A 20065-nucleotide genomic window follows, 5' to 3' on the forward strand; every position below is an offset into this window, starting at 1 on the left:
ACCTGTACATTCTATACAATCTTATCATTTCTAATTTTAATTATAGTAGCATTCAACACTTTTGCACTGTAATGGATTAATATGCTGATTCTTTGTACTATTTCACATGTTGTGTCAGAGAAAACGTTTTATCTTAATTCCTGCGTTCATAAATTAAGAAACGGTACTGATGCGGGTTCTTCTCATCCCGAATCCCTTCAATATTGGACACTTCTTCCCAGAGACTCCAGTCTACTTCAGGGAAGAACGAATCTCCCTCAAATTGCTCCTCAATAATGGTTACCATCAGCTTGTCGGCATAAGGCAGCAGCATTCCGTAAATCTCTGCACCGCCGATGACCATCAGTTCTCCGTCTTTTCTGCCTTCAGCCACAGCTTCCTCAAGTGTATGGATGACAGTCGCCCCTTCCGGAGCGAAATCGGAATCCCGGGTCATGACAAAGCTAGTTCTGCCTTTCAAGGCCTTTCCGCCAAGTGAATCCCAGGTTTTTCGGCCCATCAGGATTTTTTTGCCTAACGTCTGTGCTTTGAAATAAGCAAAATCCAGCGGCAAATGCCAGGGCAGCTGATTATCCTTGCCGATAACCTGATTCTTCCCCATCGCCCATATCAGGCTGATGCTCATATTCGTAACCTCCTCTTCTGAATTCAGGGTGGCTCTGCCTGATTAGATGGCTACCGGAGCTTTAATTGCAGGGTGATAGACATAATCGGCAAATTCAAAGTCTTCAAAGGTATAGTCAAAAATACTGTCCGGCTTGTTGCGGATGACCAGCTTCGGCAACGGATACGGTTCACGCTGCAGCTGTGTGTTTACCTGCTCCAGGTGATTCGTGTAGATGTGCACATCCCCGCCCGACCAGATGAAGTCTCCAACTTCAAGTCCGGTCTGCTGGGCAACCATATGAGTCAGCAGCGCATAGCTGGCGATATTGAAAGGCAAGCCGAGGAAGGTGTCTACCGAACGCATGGTCAGCATGCAGGACAGCTTCCCGTCCGCTACATAGAATTGAAAGACGAAATGGCAAGGTGGCAGCTTCATCTGGTCAATCTCGCCCACATTCCAGGCACTGACGATATGACGCCGTGAATCCGGGTTCTGCTTGATGGACTCAATAACCGCCGAGATCTGGTCGATGTGGCGTCCGTCTGCGCTCTTCCAGTTCCGCCACTGCGAGCCATAGACCGGCCCCAGCTCTCCATTCTCATCCGCCCATTCGTCCCAGATGGAGACACCCTTCTCCTTCAGATAGGCCGTGTTCGTCTCTCCTTTAAGGAACCATAGCAGCTCGTGCACCACCGATTTAAGATGGATGCGTTTCGTAGTAACCAGCGGGAACCCTTCAGCCAGATTAAAGCGCAGCTGGCGGCCGAAGACGGATAATGTACCCGTGCCCGTACGGTCGCTTTTGGCCGTCCCTTCATCCAATACATCCTGAAGCAGTTCTAAATATTTACGCACAATCAGCACCCTCTATCTTATATGTCTTCTATCAGTTTACCATGACCTAACCAACCTTGTAACTTGCCAAACTGTAGAAATTGATTTTTTTGCTTCGTATGCTCGGGAACATCTATTGGTTGGTGTATATATCGTCCGACAGAGTGAGATCTACGGCTCCATTATAAGCACTCACGAACGCCGTTCCACCGACCGGATAGGTTATTTGCGGAGAGGTATGCCCGAAGTCAACATCGGCTATCACAGGGATATCGTTCAACTCTTTTTTGGATGCGATGATCGCATGCAGCAGTTCCTTGGTCATCTGTGATTGCCGCTGAAACCTGCCAATAACGATACCTCTCACCTGTTCGAAATCAGGCAGATGCAGCAGGGACTGCAGATCCCGGTCAAACGTGGCTGGAGAAGATTCATAGTCATCCTCCAAGAAAAGAATGCTCTCCTTCAGACTAGGCATAAACTCTGTGCCCTGAAGCAAATTCAGTGTACCGAGATTTCCACCGATAATCCGTCCCTCAGCTTCGCCGTCATGAATGGCATAAGGCCCGGGGTTAGGTATGAAATTCCGGTTCTCCTGATCGACAAACCACATATCATCACTCCAATAAGGCGACGGCTCAACCTTTACCTTCTCATTGCCGATCATCAGCTTATTGAAATACTCCAGCGTATATTCATTCCCCCGAAGCATGCCAAACGTTGAGAAATGAGGACCCGAATAAGTAATCAACTCGGTGCGGGCATAAATGGCATTGCTCAAAGCCGTTATATCAGAGTATCCGCAGAGCCGTTTAGGATTCGCAGCCACCAGAGAATAATCAATGTATTTCAGCAGCTGGTTGCTGTTATAGCCGCCGATAGTGGTTAGAATTGCTTTTACACTCGGGTCTGCAAACGCCTGATGCAAGTCCTGGGCCCGGGCTTCCACAGAAGACGAATCAAATTCATCCCGATCCAGCGCATGCTTAGAAAAAGAAACCTGAAAACCGAGCGCTTCCAGACGTTGCTTCGCTATCTGGCACAGCTCTTCGCTTAGAATGCCCAGACTGCGTGAAGGTGCTATGACTCGAATTTCATCCCCCATCTGTAATTTGTCCGCTCTCATCATTCTCCTCCTTGCAGAATCCGGCTTACCAGCAGCTCGGTAATGGCAGGAACCGGCAAAGTTCCATCCACAACATAATCGGAATCCGGCTTAATGGTGGTGATCATCTCCAGGTACGCTTGCCGTCCACGCTCCAGATAGAATTTCAGATCATTCCGTATGTCCTCGGCGACCTCCCCAGCCGCAAAGTCTCTCAGGAGTCTTCTGCCCTGTGCGATATCCAGCGGAGTATCGATATAAATCGCATGATCGATAAACTTCGCCCGCTCTTGATGGCGGTAGGCAAACGGGTAGTCAAGCAGTATGTATTCCAGTGGTTCTTGGCTATGTGAGAGCAGTGACTGTAAATCACGAATCAACGGCCCCAAATTCCACAGATTATAGTCCGCGCCGTCTTCCACCCATTGGCAGATATCCTGCGGGGCATCTTCAAACTCATAATCGTCAAAATACAGCACCTTCGTATCGTTCAGCTTGTCTCTAAGCGCGTTGACTACTGTTGTCTTTCCACCACCTGATACGGCCGCAATGGCAATGACCTGTGGTTTGTTTAGATGCTTCATGCCTGCTGCTCCTTCACTCCGAATTATCTTCACAGTATATCAAAAATTGCCCCGGTGGCCACATATCTGGCTGCCGGGGCAATCCTAACCCTGCTCTTATCAAGCAGAGTAGTATTTCATTCTTATTTCATAATGTGGATCGGGTGGCCTTCTACCAGCTCAGCCGCTTCCATGACGATTTCGCCAAGGGTTGGATGCGCGTGGATGGTCAGAGCGATATCTTCGAGCGTAGCGCCCATTTCAATAGCCAGACCCAGCTCAGCGATCAGGTTGGAAGCTTCAATACCGACGATTTGCGCGCCGAGCACAAGGTTGTTCTCACTGTTAGCCACAATCTTGATGAAGCCTTCCGGGCTGTTCAAGGAAACCGCACGGCCGTTGCCGGCGAACGGGAACTTGCCGCTCTTCACGGTGTAGCCTTTTTCCTTAGCTTCTTTCTCAGTCAGACCTACGCTGGAACACTCAGGATCGGTGAACACGACAGCCGGGATGACTTTGTAGTCAACTACGGATTTGTGTCCGGCAATCGCCTCAGCAGCAATCTTGCCTTCGTAAGAAGCTTTGTGAGCCAGTGCCAGTCCAGGAACAATATCGCCGATGGCGAAAATGTTAGGAATGCTGGTGCGTCCTTGGTGGTCAACTTTAACCAGTCCGCGTTCGTCGAGTTCCAGACCGATCAGGTCCAGACCCAGTTCGCCATCCGTATTCGGACGACGGCCAACCGTAACAAGCAGGTATTCCGCAGTGACTTCTTTGGACTCGCCGCCCACAGAATATTTCACGGTAACTTCCTTGTCGTTCTGTACAGCACTTTCAGCTTTGGCATTGGTAACAATCTCGATGCCAGTCTTCGCCATGTTCTTGGCTACCAGACGAGTCATGTCCTTGTCAAAGCCAGGCAGAACAGTATCCAGGCCTTCGATGATCGTTACTTTAGTGCCAAATTTGGAGTACATTTGACCCAGCTCGGCGCCGATGTATCCACCGCCGATTACGATCATGCTCTTCGGAATTTCCGGCAAGTCAAGCGCTTCGGTCGAGGAAAGGATACGGCCGCCGAATGGGAAAGGCTTGAGTTCAATTGGACGGGAACCCGTTGCGATGATGCAGTGCTTGAAACGGTAACGCGGAGATTCATGGTCGTTGAATACACGCGCTTCCGTGTCACTGATGAACATACACTCACCGCTGAATACTTCAATTTTGTTGCCCTTCATCAGGCTAGTTACGCCGCTGGTCATTTTCTTGACTACGCCGTTTTTGAACTCTTGAGTTTTGGCAAAATCCACTTTAACGTTCTCAGCTGTAACACCGAAAACTTCACCATGCTTAGCGGATTCGAACTGATGCGCTGCAGCAATCAGCGCTTTGGACGGGATACATCCGCGGTTCAAACATACACCGCCGAGCTCCGATTTGTCCACGATCAGAACCTTCTGGCCCAGCTGTGCTGCACGAATGGCTGCCACATAACCGCCAGGGCCTGCACCAATTACCAATAAATCAATATCGAGTGAAGCATCTCCCACTACCATTAATTACACCTCCATTACTAACATGTCAGGATTAGCAAGCAGCGTTTTGATGTAGTTCATGAAGTTCTGCGCTGTTGCGCCATCAATAATACGGTGGTCGAAACTCAGGGATAGCGCCATTACTGGTGCAGCCACGATTTCGCCGTTCTTGACAACAGGTTTCTCAGTAATACGGCCAGTTCCCAGGATTGCAACTTCAGGGAAGTTGATAATCGGAGTGAAGAACATACCGCCGGCAGAGCCGATGTTGCTGATCGAGATTGTGCTGCCTTTCATTTCGTTCGGAGCCAGTTTGCCGTCGCGTCCACGCAGAGCCAGATCGCTAATGCTGCTGGCAATCATCCAGATGCTCTTGCGGTCGGCATCCTTGATTACAGGAACGATCAAGCCGTTGGCTGTATCTGTTGCGATACCGATGTTGTAGTATTTCTTGTAAACAATCTCATTGGACTCTTCGTCAATCATCGCATTAAGCGCAGGGAATTGACGGGAAGCCGCAACCAGAGCCTTAACAATAAACGGCAGGTATGTTACTTTCACGCCTTTTTTCTCGGCTACAGGCTTCATACGGGCACGGAAAGCTACCAGCTCGGTAACGTCCACTTCGTCCATAATGGTTACGTGTGGTGCGGTGTAAGCCGACTTAACCATCGCATTGGAGATCGCTTTGCGGATACCCTTAAATGGTACGCGTTCTTCTTCCATGCTTACATTGCCGGAAGAAGCTGCTGCCGGTGCTGCTGCCTTGGCTTCCGATTTAGGAGCTTCTGCTGCAGGAGCAGCCGGTGCTGCGGAACCGCCACCGTTCAGGAATGCTTCCACATCTTCCTGGGTGATCTTGCCGTTCTTGCCGGATCCGGTCACTTTGGAAATGTCTACACTGTTATCACGGGCGAACTTGCGCACGCCAGGCGTAGCCAGAACATCACGGTCAGGTGCTGGGACAGCATCTGCACTAGGTGCTGCTCCGCCTTCTTTGGCATCGGCAGGGCTGGTAGCTGCAGGAGAAGAAGTTGTGTCTGCGCTACCTTTGGCAGCGTCTGCTTCCTGGGAGCCATGGTCACCGGCTGGTGCTTCTTGTTCAGGAACATCGCCTTCGGCATCAATGATGGCTACAACCTCGCCAACACGGCATACCTGTCCATCTTTCGTGAATACTTCCAGCACGGTGCCGTTAACCGGACAAGGTACCTCTACTACGGCTTTATCGTTCTGAACCTCCATCACGATATCGTCGTCTGTAACTTTATCTCCGGCTTTAATATGCATTTTGATAATTTCACCTTCATGCAAGCCTTCGCCCAGTTCCGGGAACCGGTACTCAAATTTAGCCAACGTAAAAACCTCCTATATGTGTAGTTAGCATGTGCTCCCGCAGAACGCAGCTACAATCATACGTCTTCGGAAGCACTAGCTTGGGGATCGATCTATTTAAAATTCCAGAACTTTCTTCACGCCTGCAATAATACGTGCAGGGTTAGGCATCCAGGTGTCTTCGATCTGTGCGAACGGGAACACGGTGTCAGGACCAGCAATGCGGAGCACTGGAGCTTCCAGGTGAAGAATGCCTTTTTCATTGATCTGAGCGATCACTTCAGCGGCAACGCCGGCACTCTTCTGCGCTTCCTGAACCACGATTACACGGTTGGTTTTTTTCACGGACGCCATGATGGTGTCGATGTCGATTGGGCTTACTGTACGCAGGTCAATAACTTCAACGTTGATGCCTTCCTTCTCCAGCTGTTCAGCTGCTTTGGTGGAAGTATGCACCATCATGCCGTAAGTTACGATCGTAACATCGGAACCTTCACGCACAACGTTTGCTTTGCCAAGCTCAACAGTGTATTCACCTTCAGGCACTTCAGCGCGGAAAGCATGGTACAGATTCAAGTGCTCCATGAAGAATACCGGGTCATTATCGCGGATAGCAGCAATCAAAAGACCTTTGGCATCGTAAGGATTGGATGGAATGACAACCTTGATCCCGGGGCTCTGTGCAATCAGGCCTTCCAGAGAGTCAGTGTGCAGCTCAGCTGCCTTAACGCCGCCGCCGAACGGGGTGCGGAAGACAATCGGTGCATTATATTTACCGCCGGAGCGCCAGCGGAGACGTGCTGCCTGAATAACGATTTGGTCCAGCGCTTCGAAGATGAAGCCAACGAACTGGATTTCTGCGATTGGACGGAATCCTTGTACACCCAATCCTACTGCCAGACCGCCGATAGCGGACTCAGCCAGTGGAGTATCGAATACACGGTCTTCGCCGAATTCTTTCTGCAGCCCTTCCGTTACGCGGAATACGCCGCCTACATTACCAACATCCTCTCCGAAGATAAGAACGTTAGGATCACGATTCAGTTCAACGCGCATTGCGTCACGGATCGCTTCTTTCATATTCATTTGTGCCATTGCCTGTTATCCCCCTTATTCAAAATCGGCTTTTTGCTCTTCCAGGTGCTGCGGAGTCGTTTCGAACATGCTGTCGATCAGACCAGGAATGGTCATCTTGGCAGTTTGCTCCGCTTTCTTGATCTGCTCATTTACAGTTGCTTTAGCTTCGTCTCTTACGCGCTGTGTATCTTCATCGGTCCAGAGGCCTTTCTTCTCCAAATACTTGGCAAGACGGGCAATCGGGTCCTTCTCATTCCATTGTCCTTCTTCTTCCTTCGAACGATATTTGCTGGCATCGTCGGAAAGGGAATGCGGACGGAAACGGTAAGTTACAGCTTCGATCAGAGTAGCGCCTTCGCCGTCGCGGGCACGCTTGGCAGCGTCCTGTACCGCACGGATAACAGCGAAGATATCCATGCCGTCTACCTTGATGCCGGGAATGCCGACAGCAACCGCTTTGTGAGCGATGGATTTGGCAGCAGTCTGTTTCGCAAATGGTGTAGTGATTGCATAGCCGTTATTTTGGACAAAGAAGATAACCGGCAGCTTGAACGATCCGGCAAAGTTAAGGCCTTCATAGAAGTCGCCTTCCGAAGAACCGCCGTCGCCTGTGTAGGCAATCGCTACGCTCTTCTCTTTCTTCAGCTTGAAGCCCATGGCAATCCCCGTAGCATGCAGAATCTGTGCGCCGATAATAATCTGCGGCATCAGTACATTAACGTCAGCAGGAATTTCACCACCGTGTTGGTGTCCACGGGAATACAGGAAAGCCTGATATAATGGAAGTCCATGCCATACCAGCTGCGGAATGTCACGGTAGCCTGGGCAGATGAAATCTGACTTCTCCAGCGCATACTCGCTGCCTACCATTGTAGCTTCCTGTCCGGATACTGGTGCGTAAAAGCCGAGACGGCCCTGACGGCCCAGATTCACAGCACGGTCATCCCAAGTACGAGTAAATACCATACGGTACATAATTTCTTTCAATTGATCGTCAGTCAGATCGGGGAGCAGATCTTTGTTGATAACTTCTCCATCCGGCGAAAGCACGGAAAGAGTCTCCACGTCCTCTGTATACACTTCATAAGGAACTTTGCTCATTATCTTCACCTCAATAAAAAAATTTGAATATCAGCTGCCTCTGTTATAGAATTATTATACACCTGTTTTGTTGATTTCGTCAAAGGAATACGCATAAAATTTATGTTTCCATAAATTTTGTATGTATAACAGGCTGAACAAAATCATATAACAGATTCACAATTTCTCGACGAGTAAGTGACATATGACACATTAATTGCTCGAATTATTCTAACGCAACTGCAAGCCATTTGCAAAAAATCCGACAAGAAAGGTGATAAACCTCCTATGAGCGAGCCTGTTTTTCTGAAACGTACAATTGTAAAACAAACCCTGTGGAGCGAACACCTGCAGGAAGAGCGCAAGCTGCGCATCTATCTGCCACCCGGCTATAATGAAGTTCTCAGTTATCCCGTGGTCTACTGCCAGGATGGCGAGGAATTCTTCAACTTCGGGAGAATTGCCACCCTTGCGGGACAGCTTATTCTTGAGGAAGATGTGGACCCCTTCATTATTGTAGGCGTTGAAGTAAACGTTGCCGTAAGAACTCAGGAGTATGCACCGTTCGGCAGCCGCTTCAAGCAGTACCTTGCATGCTTTGCCGAAGAGATTATTCCCTTCATTGAGCACAATTATCCAGTCAAGCGCACCCCTGACGAGCGGGTAATCGCCGGGGATTCGCTGGGCGGAAGCGTCTGTCTCCACCTGGCCCTGGAGTATCCGGCTTTGTTTAACCGTATTATCAGCCTCTCCGGTGCTTATTATCCTGAATCACAGGAGCTGCTCGCCCAAGAAGAAGACCTGTCCTGGCTCTCGATCAATATGGTCGTAGGTCTGCAGGAAACCAATTACGAGACGGATACAGGCGTGTATGATTTCGTCCAGATGAACCGGGATACCCGAGCACTACTGGAGTCACGGGGGGCCACTGTGTCCTATCGCGAGAAAGATGGCCGGCACCTCTGGGGATTCTGGCAGAAGGAGCTTCCGGAATCACTACTCTACTTCTTAAACACTTAAACTCCGTTTGATAGTTATTAAAAGTGAACATCTTAAGAACAGTATGTAAGTTAGCCCCTGTGTGCGCTTACAGGATGTCACCGCAGCCTACGCTAAGCAGGCTCCGGCAGAGAAACTCTCAGTCATCAGACTATAGTTTCTCTGCCGTTATTTTATCCAACAATCGCTCACAGCCGGCATCCATCAAGGCATAGACCTGTTCGAAATTACCGGTGTAATATGGGTCCGGCACTTCACGCAGCTCCTCCTCAGGAAGCAGGTCCATAAAGAACAGCAGCTTCGCTTCATCCCCGCCAGGCAGCTTGCGCACATTGATTCCATTAGAATGATCCATGCAAACGATATAATCGAATTTCTTGAAATCCTCACTGCTCACGAGCCGGGCCGTCATATTCTCATAGCTGATCCCCCGCTCGTCCAGAATACCCCGGGTTCCTTCATGCGGAGCTTTGCCGATATGCCAGTCACCGGTCCCCGCCGAATCCACCTCGATAGCACCGGACAATCCGCGTTCCTTAATCTTATGGCGCAGCACAGCTTCGCCCATAGGCGAGCGGCAAATGTTGCCAAGGCATACAAACAGCACCTTTACGATCGGTATCACCTCCCTGCAGTTTGGTATATAAGCCTTCATGATGAGTCGCAGATGAACAGCAAACCTGACAGCTTTCGTTAGGAGAGGCGTTTCCTGCTCCTCTTATTTTAGCGTTGTCTAGTCCAATTGTACAACTTTTCAATCTGCATTATACTTGGACAAGAAGAAACAGCTTTGCCGTCCTTTGAAAGAGACGGTATCTGTTTCTGTGAATCAAGTGAAACCACTACTTTCTTTTATTACAAATCAACACTACTTAGGCATCAAAGAAAAGGAGCAGAGCTTATGCCTCCCAAACGGGTCGTAATAGTTGCCGGCGGCGAACTGTCCGTGGATTATCTTGCTGTATTAGATGAAGAAGATTATATAATCGGTGCTGATCGAGGTGCGATGTTCCTTGTTTCTCATGGGTATTCGCCTGATATTTCTGTCGGAGACTTCGATTCGGTTTCCAGCGAAGCCTTCGAAGTTATAGAAGCAGGCAGCAAGCGGGTGATTACCTGCGACGCGATAGATAAGGACCTGATTGACAGCGAAATGGCGCTGGAGCTTGCGCTGGAGCAACAGCCGCAGTCCATCCTGCTGCTGGGTGTAACTGGCACCCGACTGGATCACACGCTGGCCGGTATTCAAATGATGACACGGGCGCTGGAGCAAGGCGTGGCCTGCTCGGCCATGAACACACATAATTATGTTACCCTGATTTCTTCCCGTGCCGATATTACCGAACGAGGTTATACATACGTGTCCCTGCTCCCGCTCACCCCTGAGGTTACGGGGATTACACTTCACGGCTTCCAGTATCCTCTGACTGATGCGACGCTGAAGCTGGGCCACTCGCTGGGTATCAGCAACAAGCTGATTGCCCCCTCCGGGACAGTGTCCATCCGAAGCGGCCATCTATTGATTATCCAGAGCAAGGATTAATATTTCAGCCATCAAGGGAAACGGCTCACCGTCCTCTGCAAAGCGTATGCTTCCGAAGCAGCGATACTACGTATCGCTTTCAGGCATCCGTTTCAGCGAGAAATATAAGGATGATTTATAACGTAAAACATATAAATCCTTATATTTTTAAGAAACATCGTTGTAACTTTTGATTCAAAAGTGAAAAGCCGGAAATTCCTTGTCTACACAAGGGTTTCCGGCTTTTTATATTTGTTTTTTCTCTGGAATTATTAATTTTTTGTAACTTTTAATGGTATTTTAATATAACGCTTACATCCCTTGCCCCGTCTGGTTTTGATCCATCCTATCCAAGATTTAGGTCATAGATAACCTGCTATACTACGAAACAGGCAAGACAGACTGACAAACCTTGGAGGTATTACAACATGAATAAACAGAAATGGTTGAAACAGGCGATTGTCGTAACAATGTGCACAACGATTGGACTTACTTCACTGGCGGCAACGGGTATCGGCACAGCTCCTGCTGCAGCGGCGAGCGCAACATCCAAAGGACAGAACATCATATCCCTAGGCAAAAAATATATGGGCGTCCGTTATCAATTCGGTGCTTCTACCAACACTACCAGAAACTTTGACTGCTCTTCTTTCACTAAATATATCTTCAGCAAATATGGCGTCAATCTTCCGCGCACCTCTGTGGCGCAATCCAAAGTAGGAAAAGCCGTCTCCAAAGCAAATCTTCGTGTAGGCGACCTGGTATTCTTCTCCAGCGGAAGCAGAGCTAACGGTAAGAATGTAACACATGTGGCCGTATATGCAGGCAATGGCAAAATTCTGCACACCTACGGTTCACCAGGAGTGACCCTATCCAATCTGAATGCTGGCAACTGGAAAAGAACCTATCTTAAGGCCCGCCGCGTTCTGTAAAGGATAAGCCCTCAACTAGTAGCGCTGTCTTCCAGCGCTTTCATTACATAGCCGGCCCCCCGCACAGTATGAATCAGCTTTTGCCGATACCCCTTATCCACCTTTAGGCGGATATGACGGATGTATACATCAACCACATTGGTATCCGCATGGAAATGATATCCCCAGACATGCTTCAGTATCTCGTCTCGGGGACAGATATTTTCCCGGTGATCGGCAAGATAATAGAGCAGATCGAATTCCTTGGGGGTCAGCTTCAGTTCATGTCCATCCCGGCTTGCCTGACGGCGGGCGGGATCAAGCACCAGACCATCCATTCGGAGCAAAGACTTCAGGCCGCGACGCCTTCCCGTCAGCTCAATCAGATTCAGTACCCTCGCACTGAACTCACCGGTATGTATCGGCCTTGACATATATTCATTCCCCCCGGCGGCCAACGCTGCGGCGGCACCGCTGCCGGAAGCATCCCCGCCAATCACCATCACCGGGAACGGTATGCCTTCCTCTCTAATATCAGAGATCACCGCCCACCCCGGCCATTCAGCGGGTGCGTCCAGCTCCAGCAGCTCCAGCAGCACCAGCAGCGGCTCCGCCTTGCTTACCGATAAGCGAAGATCCTCGAGATCTTCGCTTATTTCTATAGGCAGCCCCAGCTGTCTAATCGCAGCTTCCAGCAGCTTATGTTCCCTGTCGCGCTCCTTCCGCTCCTCTTCCGTTCCGGGATGCTTCAGCATCTGCAGCGGACGGAACCATACGATGCTCTCCTTCACATACATCCCCTCTATCGTCAGCATCTTCGCTCTGCACCATAAGTATGCTGTTAGCGTTCCCGCAGCGAGCCCATACCATTCGCAGGGCTGGGCAACCGGACCAGCTTTCGCTTGATGCAAGTGCAATGGACTGAGCAGCCGCTATTTAAGCATTATCAGCCTTTTTGCCTTGCTTGCGGACTCTATTGCTCTTATTTGCTCCAAAGCCTTACTATTTGTACGAAATGATTAGTAATAGGAGGGCTATGGTGTCCGCAAGAGTGCCTTTTTGGTGTGAAATTCGTCAATTAGGGGCTATAGAGTCCGTTCGGACGCAAGCTGTGCTCGGGAACACAAATAGAAACGGTTGCCGTCCTTATAGGGACGGCAACCGTTTCTACGAGAAATAAACTATCGTCAGCCAAAATACCGGTGATACACACTGCGCGCTGCCGCAATATCGCTGGTCCCGTGCACAAGTGCCCTGCCGTCGGCAAACACCACCAGCCGGTAGGGGCCGTCGCGGAAGGACACCAGATAAGGATTGCTGTCCACCTGCATAGTTCCAAGGCCAGCCAGCCGTTTGGCCGTCTCCTGCAGATCTAGCTGCTGGCGCTGGGCGGGACGGATCTGCACAGTGTCCCTGCCGCAGAGCACATCGGTACGCTGCGTATTCGCCGCCGTAAGATAAGGATAGACCGGATCGCTGCCGCAGGAAGGACACTGCGGCTTCTTAGCCGCCATCACTCCGATCTCCTGATGCTCATTGCGCCATACATCGAAGCTCAGCAGCTTGCCCCTGAGGGCTTCCTTGCGACCGCCCAGCAGCTTCAGCGCCTCGGAGGTCGCATTCGCCGTGACCAGCTGCACCGCCTGCGGCAGAATGCCTGCCGTGTCACAGGTATCCCCGCCGAGCGGAACCGCGCCGAGCAGGCAATTCAGACATGGCGTCTCGCCGGGAAGGAAGGTATAGGTTATCCCATAACTTCCAACACAAGCACCGTAGATCCATGGGATTCCGTATTTCAGAGCGATATCGTTGATGATCAGCCGGGTATCGAAATTATCGGTCCCATCCATAATGAGCTGAACACCTGGCAGCAGGCTTTCCAGCTCCTCCGCACGGACATCCATTACATGTGCTTCTATTCTTATCTCCGAGTTGATCAGCCGTAATCTCGCCACTGCCGCTTCAGCCTTCGGCATCCGCTGCCGTGCATCCTCTTCCGTGTACAGCTGCTGACGCTGGAGGTTGCTCCATTCCACATAATCGCGGTCGGCAATAATAATCCGCCCCACGCCGCAGCGGGCCAGCGTCTCGGCCATGCCTGTGCCCAGCGCTCCAGCGCCAACGATAAGCACCGTAGCGTCTGCGAGTCCCTGCTGCCCTTCCGTACCAAAAGGAGTGAAGCGTACTTGTCTTGAATAACGTCCTTCACGGCTATCCGCCGCAGTCTCTGTCTGTCCATTAGTTGGAATCATCAATTGGCAGCCCCCTAAATGTTAAGAAGAAACGGCTTTGCCGTCCTCTGCAAAGCGTATGCTTCCGAAGCAGCGATCCTACGTATCGCTTTCAGGCATCCGTTTCTGCGAGAAATACGAGGATAAATTATGGTGTGAAACCTATAAATTCTTCTATGTTCAAAAACTGGGGAACAGCAGCCTCAGCCGCTCTTCCCCGGATTTTGTTAGACCGTTTGTCCTGACCACTGCTCAACATCCCAAATTTTGGTGACCCAGCCTTCGTAGAATTCAGGTTCATGGGAGACCAGCAGGATCGTGCCTTTGTATTCCTTCAACGCCCGTTGCAGCTCTGCTTTTGCGGTGACATCCAGATGGTTGGTAGGCTCATCGAATAGAACCCAGTTGCTCTCGCGCATCATCAGCTTACACAGACGCACCTTAGCCTGCTCGCCCCCGCTCAGCATGCTGAGCGGACGGGTAATATGCTCATTCTTCAGCCCGCAGCGCGCCAGATGTCCGCGCACTTCATTCTGGGTTAGACTGGAGAACTCATTCCATACATCGTCAATCGGTGTAATGTTGGCACCCTTCATTTCCTGCTGGAAGTAAGCAGAGTTTAGGAAGTCGCCCAGATAGGTTTTGCCGCTATAGGCGGGCAGAACACCCAGGATCGTCTTCAGCAAGGTCGATTTGCCGACCCCATTGCAGCCAACGATGGCAATCTTCTCGCCACGTTCAATAATCATGTTCAGCTTCGGCAACAGCGGACGATCATAGCCAATCTCGAAATCAATACCCTCGAATACCGTCTTGCCACTGGCCCGGCTCTCCTTGAACTGGAAGGTCGGTTTCATCGCTTCCTCCGGACGGTCAATCCGCTCCAGGCGATCCAGCTGCTTCTCACGGCTCTTTGCCCGGCCTGAGGTTGAAGCACGCGCTTTGTTGCGCTGGATGAAATCCTCTTGCTTTTTGATAAATTCCTGTTGTTTCTCATAGGCATCAATATGCTGGTTCTTGTTCATGTCAGCCATGTCGAGGAATTTCTCATAATTCCCTGTATAACGTGTCAGCTTGGAGAACTCCAGATGGTAAACAATGTTCACCACTTTGTTCATGAATTCCACATCATGGGAGATCAGCATGAACGCATACGGATATTGTTTCAGATAGTTGGTCAGCCAGTCGATATGCTCTACATCGAGATAGTTGGTAGGCTCATCCAGCAGCAATACATTCGGTTTCTCCAGCAGCAGCTTCGCCAGCAGAACCTTGGTCCGCTGTCCACCGCTTAAGGAAGCTACGTCACGATCCAGACCGATGGCAGACAGACCTAGCCCGTTGCCCATATCCTCCACCTTCACATCAATCAGATAGAAGTCGCCGATATCAAGCTGTTCCTGAATTTCACCCATCTGCTCGAGCAGCAGCTCCAGCTCTTCAGGGGAAGCATCGCCCATCTTCTCAGTAATGCCCAACATTTCTTCTTCGAGCTCCAGCAGCGGCAAAAAAGCATCCTTCAGCACATCGCGCACGGTTTTGCCCGGAGTCAGCTTGGTATGCTGATCCAGATAGCCGTAACGCACTCTTGGCGTCCACTCCACTTTGCCGCTGTCCTTCAGCACCTTGCCGGTTAAAATATTCATCAAGGTCGATTTGCCGACCCCGTTTGCACCTACAATCCCTACATGCTCGCCGGCCAGCAGCCGGAACGATACACCCTTAAACAACAACCGGTCCCCGAAATTATGGGAAACGTCTTCTACAGTAAGTAAACTCATAAAGTCTCTGCAAGCTCCTGTCTCTATTTTAAAATAATGCGTAATTCCTAAATACTGTTCCCATACACATATACCGACTTATTTTAGCACATCCAGGCCTTAGACCCAAACAGGAAATTCACCCAATCCGGCTGAAATGCAAACAAAAATGTCTAATTCATCGCTTTTTCTTAAGAAGAAACGGCTTCGCCATCCTCTGAAAGAGACGGCATCTGTTCTGCGAAAAATAGAAGGATAAAGTATCCAGTGAAACTTATACTTTCTTATATTTTGAAAAAACCACGCCCTACAGCTTCAGCATTCATCTCCGATGCCCCGCTCACCACACTGCGCAATGCTCCGGCAAGCTTACCCTTCCGCTGGAAGGGGTCGCGCTGAAACGGCAGCTCCAGCACCCTGCCCAGGCCAATATGCTCCTGCAGCAGCTTCTGGGCGAGGGGGCCGGCAAGCGGTAGCCCTATATTCCATTTGGGCTGGGGTGCAAGACCGCAACGCCGCAGCCAACGCAGCGTCTCTTCCAGCCGCCAGTCTGCGCCGGAGGCCACCAGCAATGGAAGCTCGCTGGCTGCAAACAGCTGCAGGCCACCGCTGCCCTCGCCTGTTCCCAGATCCAGCACTACGTAAGTATAGCCAGCCTCATGCACGCCGGTAAGCGAACCCTCTGCGCCAGGGCGCCAGAAATGGATATTCTGCCAGGAGAAGGCAGCACCCTCACTCCCAGCTGGACTCAGCAGCTCCGTTTCCTCCCCAAACATCTGCTGCAAACGCTCATGTACCGGCGACTCCAGGTTCATATCCACCCAAGCCGTGGGGCCAAGCCCGGACAAATAGACACTGAGCGCGAGCGAAGTGTGAGTCGCACCAAGACCGGGCGCAGCTCCCAACACTGCCGCCACAGTCGGGGGCTGCTGACCCGATCGGTGCGGCGGCTGTATCCGCATCTTCTGCCTAGCTCCATGTGGATCGGAATGGCTGCGAACCTGCTCCACAGCTTCCAAAACTGCCGCCGCATCAGGGTACCGGTCATCCGGATGGACGCGAAGCAGCCGCCGGATGACCGGAATTAAACCATGGTCCACCACTGGCCGCAGCCTTGCTTCCATTCCGGACCGCCAGCGTGTTTCATGTCCGCCCGTTGCCATGTAGAGCAGCACTGCCCCGAGACCATACTGGTCCACCGCTGGCAGACAAGGTCCCGCCTCATATTGCTCCGGTGCCGCGAACCCGGCTGTTCCCAGGTTCACCGTCTCCCTTAAGCTGCCTTGCGCATAACTGCGGGCAATCCCGAAATCAATCAGCGTAAGGCTTAGGGACTCGCTCAGCATCACATTCGCAGGTTTAAGGTCACGGTACACGATTGGGGGCTGCTGAGCATGCAGATATAGCAGCACCTCCAGCAACTGCCTGGCCAGATCTAGAATTAGCCGGCCAGGCAGCGGGCCCGGATGCTGCTGCATATATTGTGTGAGTGTCACGCCATCAATATAATCCATAATCAAATAGCAATAACCGTCCGCATCAGGCAGGCAATAATCCACCACCCGCGGCAGTCGGGCATGGGAGAGCTTAACCAGCAGCTCAGCCTCCTTGGCCATATCATCATATTCAGGACCTATACCTGCATTCTCCTTAACGGCCCAGCGTTTGCCGGGTAGCCGAAGATCTTCGGCCAGATAAACACAGCTCATGCCGCCCGACCCGATTAGCCGCTTTATTAAATACCGTTCCCCTAGCACTTGTCCTGCCTTAAGCTTGGATTGATAATTCATTGCATCATCTCCTCCTTATAATAAAAATCGATCCCTCCCAAACCCTCCCTTCCAAGGGAGGGCCCTAAAGGGTTGCACCCTCTGGACACCTGCAAATTTGGCGAATGAGTCTGGCGGTACTGTGATTAGGCGGCTGTGAGGTAAGAGCGCTTATCCCTACGGGACCGCTTGGACGTCGCAGGGCTCGGCCCGCTATCCCTGACGGGATGCGAGCCGGAGCAAAAGTCAAAAGCGGGCTGTTCCTTCGGAATGCGCAAGACCCTAAGAGCAAAAGCAGGCTGTTCCTTCGGAATGCGCAAGAACTTTAAGGTCAAGAGCAGGCTGTTCCTTCGGAATGCGCAAGACCCTAAGAGCAAGAGCGGGCTGTTCCTTCGGAATGCGCAAGAACTTTAAGGTCAAGAGCAGGCTGTTCCTTCGGAATGCGCAAGTAAATCATAATTTCCTGTACATCAAAAAAAAAGCATCCGTGATGTCTCAATCTCCCCTGCTGCGAGTGGAAGATTGTAACATAACGGGATGCTTTCCCTTTTGTAACGTATGATTGTTAATATTTTATCATATAAAGTGTGATTTCATCACGGTTATGGAACAACTGCTTCGCCCGCTGGATCTGCATCCGCTCGCCTTCAAACATCGCAATAATCTCTTTGATCATCGCCAGCGGCTTCTTGTGCATCAGCTTCACTGTAACGACAGCCGTACCGCCTGGCGCGAGACTGTACAGCAGCCCTGTAACCAGCTTCGCCATCAGCTTCGGACTCCAGCTCATATCACAGACCAGCAGATCAAATTCATTCTCCTTGAATTTCACCTCGTTGGCATTGCGGCGCAGAATTTTCAGGCCGGGCGCCTTGCGCAGCGATTCATGCATCAACGCCGGGTCCACTGCAGTAACCTGTAGTCCGCGTTCCAGCAGGAACGAAGTCCAGCCGCCCGGTGAAGCGCCGATATCCACCGCATGCCGGAAGGAAGAGAACGGAATCTCAAATTCCTTCTCTGCTTCCATCAGCTTGAATTTAGCCCGCGAGATTTGCCCGTCGTCCTTACGGAAGCGGATCGCGCCTCCGTTCCAGCTGGACAGGTTGTCCTCCGGCCGGGACACACCGGCATAGATTGCCGCCCCGTCAGCGTAAATAGATACCACCCAAGCCGGGTCCTGTACCGTAAATTCTGCATTCAGACCCTGGAGCTGTTCCTGAATCCATTCGCGCAGCTGTCCCGGGCTTTCTGTCCAGAAGTAGTCCACACTCTTGCGCAGATGCATGGCCACCTTCTGTCCTGCCAGTTCTTCCCGGCCGTTCAAGTAAGCAGCCAGACGCTCAAGCGCAAGGCTATCCCCGGCATCCTCGAACTGGATGGGCTGGATATGGCGCAGGAACACAGGCAGCTGCTGCGCCAGTCTGGCGGCAACTTCTTCGGGGGAAGCCTGCAGCGTCGCTATAAACACTTCACCCGGGAGAAGCTGGGTGCTCTTGACCGCTCCGAACAAGCGAAACAGCTCTTCCTGGGCATAAGCGGCAAAGCCGTGGTTCGCGGTACAGATATATCTTGAAGCTTCCATTTCTACCGGGGCAGCTTCCTGCTCACCGGCCGCTTGCTCTAACTCACTCAAATCGTTGTGCCTCCAGATCTTATTTTAATCCACGGACGTCCATCTTCCCATTCTACCTCTACAGGGATATCATAGGCCGCCATGAGCATTTCCTTCGTCAATACCTCTTCCTTCTGACCGGAGCCGGCCAGCTTCCCGTCACGGATCAAGGCTACATGCGTGAACAAGGGCACGATTTCCTCTACATGATGGGTGACATACACGACTGAAATGTTCCGGCGGCCAAGCTTATCAATCTCCGCCAGCATTTTCTCGCGTTCATAGAGATCAAGTCCGGCGCAGGGCTCGTCCATAATCAATAACTTGGGTTCCGCCATCAGACAGCGGGCAAGCATGGCTTTCTTGCGTTCCCCCTGGGACAGTGTGCCAAAAGGATGATATGCCAGCGCTCCCAGATTCATATCCTCCAGCATGGCGATAGCCTGATCCTGCACCTCCTGCGGAATGGTCTGATAGAAACGCAGATAAGCATAGGCTCCAGTAGCCACCACTTCCCAGACCGGATCACTGAGTGACAGCTTCTCCATCAGCGAGGGGCCGATGTATCCAATCTCCTTGCGCACCTCGCGCAAATCGCATTGGCCGTATTTATATCCCAGTACCTCAACCGAGCCGCTGCTTGGAAACAGGTATCCAGTCATCATTTCCAGCAGCGTAGTTTTGCCCGAGCCGTTGCGGCCCAGTATAACCCAATTCTCACCATCCCGGATGTCCAGCGAGACATCATCCAGAATTAAACTTTCTTCCCTGCGCAGGGTTAAATGCTGTAAAGATATCATTTATGAGGTCACACTCCTTATGTATTCCAGCATCCGCTCTACTGAAACCATTGAATAATAGATGTCCGGCTCTGCCCCGCGGTCAGCGGATACCACCAGCAGGGCAGGTACACTGGAGATCCGGTAACGTGCAACCAGACCCGGCAGCTGGTTCACATTGCCTGCGGCCACGACCACCTCCGGGGGCAGCAGATGCTCAGCCACCTCCAGCATGCGCCGGGCGGCCCCACAGGTTCCGCAGAGCGGCGTATAGAAGAAGACAGCCAGCGGACTGCCCGCCGTATCACAGGCTTCCAGCAGCTGCGCTTCATTCATTTCCTTCATG

General features: G+C 51.3%; 19 protein-coding genes. 3 read left to right on the forward strand and 16 right to left on the reverse strand.

What is annotated here, in order from left to right; all coding sequences use genetic code 11:
- Positions 1-133: 133 nt before the first annotated feature.
- The 8 genes from B9T62_RS14370 to pdhA all read right to left on the reverse strand — a co-directional run bounded on the left by B9T62_RS14370 (position 134) and on the right by pdhA (position 8157).
- Positions 134-625 carry a dihydrofolate reductase gene (locus B9T62_RS14370; protein ID WP_087915884.1) on the reverse strand — a complete coding sequence of 164 codons (492 nt, stop codon included), beginning with the start codon at positions 623-625 and terminating at the stop codon, positions 134-136.
- Positions 626-667: 42 nt separating this feature from the next.
- The gene (gene thyA / locus B9T62_RS14375) at positions 668-1462 is read right to left on the reverse strand and encodes a thymidylate synthase (RefSeq protein ID WP_087920276.1); all 795 of its coding nucleotides are present in this window, start codon (positions 1460-1462) and stop codon (positions 668-670) included.
- A 112-nt stretch (positions 1463-1574) separates the two neighbouring features.
- Complete coding sequence (locus B9T62_RS14380) at positions 1575-2567, reverse strand: S66 family peptidase (RefSeq protein WP_087915885.1); 993 nt, start codon at positions 2565-2567, stop codon at positions 1575-1577.
- Positions 2567-3130 (reverse strand): nucleoside/nucleotide kinase family protein, encoded by a 564-nt coding sequence (locus tag B9T62_RS14385; protein ID WP_087915886.1) that lies wholly within the window; start codon positions 3128-3130, stop codon positions 2567-2569. The genes B9T62_RS14380 and B9T62_RS14385 overlap by 1 nt, the downstream gene beginning before the upstream one ends.
- A 122-nt stretch (positions 3131-3252) precedes the next feature.
- Positions 3253-4665: a dihydrolipoyl dehydrogenase gene (gene lpdA, locus B9T62_RS14390; protein ID WP_087915887.1), complete on the reverse strand. Its 1413-nt coding sequence runs from the start codon at positions 4663-4665 to the stop codon at positions 3253-3255.
- Between the two features lie 3 nt (positions 4666-4668).
- The gene (locus B9T62_RS14395) at positions 4669-6000 is read right to left on the reverse strand and encodes a dihydrolipoamide acetyltransferase family protein (RefSeq protein WP_087915888.1); all 1332 of its coding nucleotides are present in this window, start codon (positions 5998-6000) and stop codon (positions 4669-4671) included.
- Positions 6001-6096: 96 nt separating this feature from the next.
- A complete protein-coding gene (locus B9T62_RS14400) occupies positions 6097-7074 on the reverse strand; it encodes an alpha-ketoacid dehydrogenase subunit beta (RefSeq protein WP_087915889.1) in 978 nt (325 codons plus the stop codon).
- Between the two features lie 15 nt (positions 7075-7089).
- Positions 7090-8157, reverse strand: coding sequence for a pyruvate dehydrogenase (acetyl-transferring) E1 component subunit alpha (pdhA, locus tag B9T62_RS14405; RefSeq protein WP_087915890.1), 1068 nt, complete (start codon positions 8155-8157; stop codon positions 7090-7092).
- 267 nt (positions 8158-8424) lie between these two features.
- Here pdhA and B9T62_RS14410 point away from each other — a divergent pair, with 267 nt between their 5' ends.
- Positions 8425-9156: an alpha/beta hydrolase gene (locus B9T62_RS14410; protein ID WP_087915891.1), complete on the forward strand. Its 732-nt coding sequence runs from the start codon at positions 8425-8427 to the stop codon at positions 9154-9156.
- Between the two features lie 130 nt (positions 9157-9286).
- Here the strand turns inward: B9T62_RS14410 and B9T62_RS14415 are convergent, their stop codons facing one another.
- Positions 9287-9751, reverse strand: coding sequence for a low molecular weight protein-tyrosine-phosphatase (locus B9T62_RS14415; protein ID WP_087920277.1), 465 nt, complete (start codon positions 9749-9751; stop codon positions 9287-9289).
- A gap of 285 nt (positions 9752-10036) precedes the next feature.
- On the opposite strand from B9T62_RS14415, the gene B9T62_RS14420 reads away from it, so the two are divergent.
- Both B9T62_RS14420 and B9T62_RS14425 read left to right on the forward strand, forming a co-directional pair.
- A complete protein-coding gene (locus B9T62_RS14420) occupies positions 10037-10678 on the forward strand; it encodes a thiamine diphosphokinase (RefSeq protein WP_087915892.1) in 642 nt (213 codons plus the stop codon).
- A gap of 407 nt (positions 10679-11085) precedes the next feature.
- A complete protein-coding gene (locus tag B9T62_RS14425; RefSeq protein WP_087915893.1) occupies positions 11086-11589 on the forward strand; it encodes a C40 family peptidase in 504 nt (167 codons plus the stop codon).
- Between the two features lie 11 nt (positions 11590-11600).
- Here the strand turns inward: B9T62_RS14425 and B9T62_RS14430 are convergent, their stop codons facing one another.
- From B9T62_RS14430 to B9T62_RS14460, 7 genes are all read right to left on the reverse strand, one after another.
- On the reverse strand, positions 11601-12383 hold the full coding sequence (locus tag B9T62_RS14430; protein ID WP_087915894.1) for a winged helix-turn-helix domain-containing protein: 783 nt from the start codon (positions 12381-12383) through the stop codon (positions 11601-11603).
- A gap of 372 nt (positions 12384-12755) precedes the next feature.
- A complete protein-coding gene (locus B9T62_RS14435; protein ID WP_087915895.1) occupies positions 12756-13820 on the reverse strand; it encodes a ThiF family adenylyltransferase in 1065 nt (354 codons plus the stop codon).
- A gap of 206 nt (positions 13821-14026) precedes the next feature.
- On the reverse strand, positions 14027-15580 hold the full coding sequence (locus B9T62_RS14440; protein ID WP_087915896.1) for an ABC-F family ATP-binding cassette domain-containing protein: 1554 nt from the start codon (positions 15578-15580) through the stop codon (positions 14027-14029).
- A 263-nt stretch (positions 15581-15843) separates the two neighbouring features.
- A complete protein-coding gene (locus B9T62_RS14445) occupies positions 15844-17349 on the reverse strand; it encodes a serine/threonine-protein kinase (protein ID WP_087915897.1) in 1506 nt (501 codons plus the stop codon).
- 544 nt (positions 17350-17893) lie between these two features.
- Positions 17894-18910, reverse strand: coding sequence for an SAM-dependent methyltransferase (locus B9T62_RS14450; RefSeq protein WP_087920278.1), 1017 nt, complete (start codon positions 18908-18910; stop codon positions 17894-17896).
- Between the two features lie 47 nt (positions 18911-18957).
- Positions 18958-19740, reverse strand: coding sequence for an ABC transporter ATP-binding protein (locus tag B9T62_RS14455; RefSeq protein WP_087915898.1), 783 nt, complete (start codon positions 19738-19740; stop codon positions 18958-18960).
- The gene (locus B9T62_RS14460) at positions 19741-20064 is read right to left on the reverse strand and encodes a thioredoxin family protein (protein ID WP_087915899.1); all 324 of its coding nucleotides are present in this window, start codon (positions 20062-20064) and stop codon (positions 19741-19743) included. It abuts the gene before it with no gap.
- Position 20065: the final 1 nt, after the last annotated feature.

Origin of the sequence: Paenibacillus donghaensis, from assembly GCF_002192415.1 — a bacterium.
Lineage (GTDB): Bacteria > Bacillota > Bacilli > Paenibacillales > Paenibacillaceae > Paenibacillus_AQ > Paenibacillus_AQ donghaensis.

Bases quoted from the DNA above. Each gene is read 5' to 3' on its own strand.
- lpdA (WP_087915887.1), bottom strand. From the start codon at position 4,665: ATGGTAGTGGGAGATGCTTCACTCGATATTGATTTATTGGTAATTGGT.
- B9T62_RS14400 (WP_087915889.1), bottom strand. From the start codon at position 7,074: ATGGCACAAATGAATATGAAAGAAGCGATCCGTGACGCAATGCGCGTT.
- B9T62_RS14440 (WP_087915896.1), bottom strand. From the start codon at position 15,580: ATGAGTTTACTTACTGTAGAAGACGTTTCCCATAATTTCGGGGACCGG.
- B9T62_RS14420 (WP_087915892.1), top strand. From the start codon at position 10,037: ATGCCTCCCAAACGGGTCGTAATAGTTGCCGGCGGCGAACTGTCCGTG.
- B9T62_RS14380 (WP_087915885.1), bottom strand. From the start codon at position 2,567: ATGAGAGCGGACAAATTACAGATGGGGGATGAAATTCGAGTCATAGCA.
- B9T62_RS14430 (WP_087915894.1), bottom strand. From the start codon at position 12,383: ATGCTGACGATAGAGGGGATGTATGTGAAGGAGAGCATCGTATGGTTC.
- B9T62_RS14385 (WP_087915886.1), bottom strand. From the start codon at position 3,130: ATGAAGCATCTAAACAAACCACAGGTCATTGCCATTGCGGCCGTATCA.
- B9T62_RS14460 (WP_087915899.1), bottom strand. From the start codon at position 20,064: ATGAAGGAAATGAATGAAGCGCAGCTGCTGGAAGCCTGTGATACGGCG.
- B9T62_RS14370 (WP_087915884.1), bottom strand. From the start codon at position 625: ATGAGCATCAGCCTGATATGGGCGATGGGGAAGAATCAGGTTATCGGC.
- B9T62_RS14445 (WP_087915897.1), bottom strand. From the start codon at position 17,349: ATGAATTATCAATCCAAGCTTAAGGCAGGACAAGTGCTAGGGGAACGG.
- B9T62_RS14410 (WP_087915891.1), top strand. From the start codon at position 8,425: ATGAGCGAGCCTGTTTTTCTGAAACGTACAATTGTAAAACAAACCCTG.
- B9T62_RS14435 (WP_087915895.1), bottom strand. From the start codon at position 13,820: ATGATTCCAACTAATGGACAGACAGAGACTGCGGCGGATAGCCGTGAA.
- B9T62_RS14425 (WP_087915893.1), top strand. From the start codon at position 11,086: ATGAATAAACAGAAATGGTTGAAACAGGCGATTGTCGTAACAATGTGC.
- pdhA (WP_087915890.1), bottom strand. From the start codon at position 8,157: ATGAGCAAAGTTCCTTATGAAGTGTATACAGAGGACGTGGAGACTCTT.
- B9T62_RS14450 (WP_087920278.1), bottom strand. From the start codon at position 18,910: ATGGAAGCTTCAAGATATATCTGTACCGCGAACCACGGCTTTGCCGCT.
- B9T62_RS14455 (WP_087915898.1), bottom strand. From the start codon at position 19,740: ATGATATCTTTACAGCATTTAACCCTGCGCAGGGAAGAAAGTTTAATT.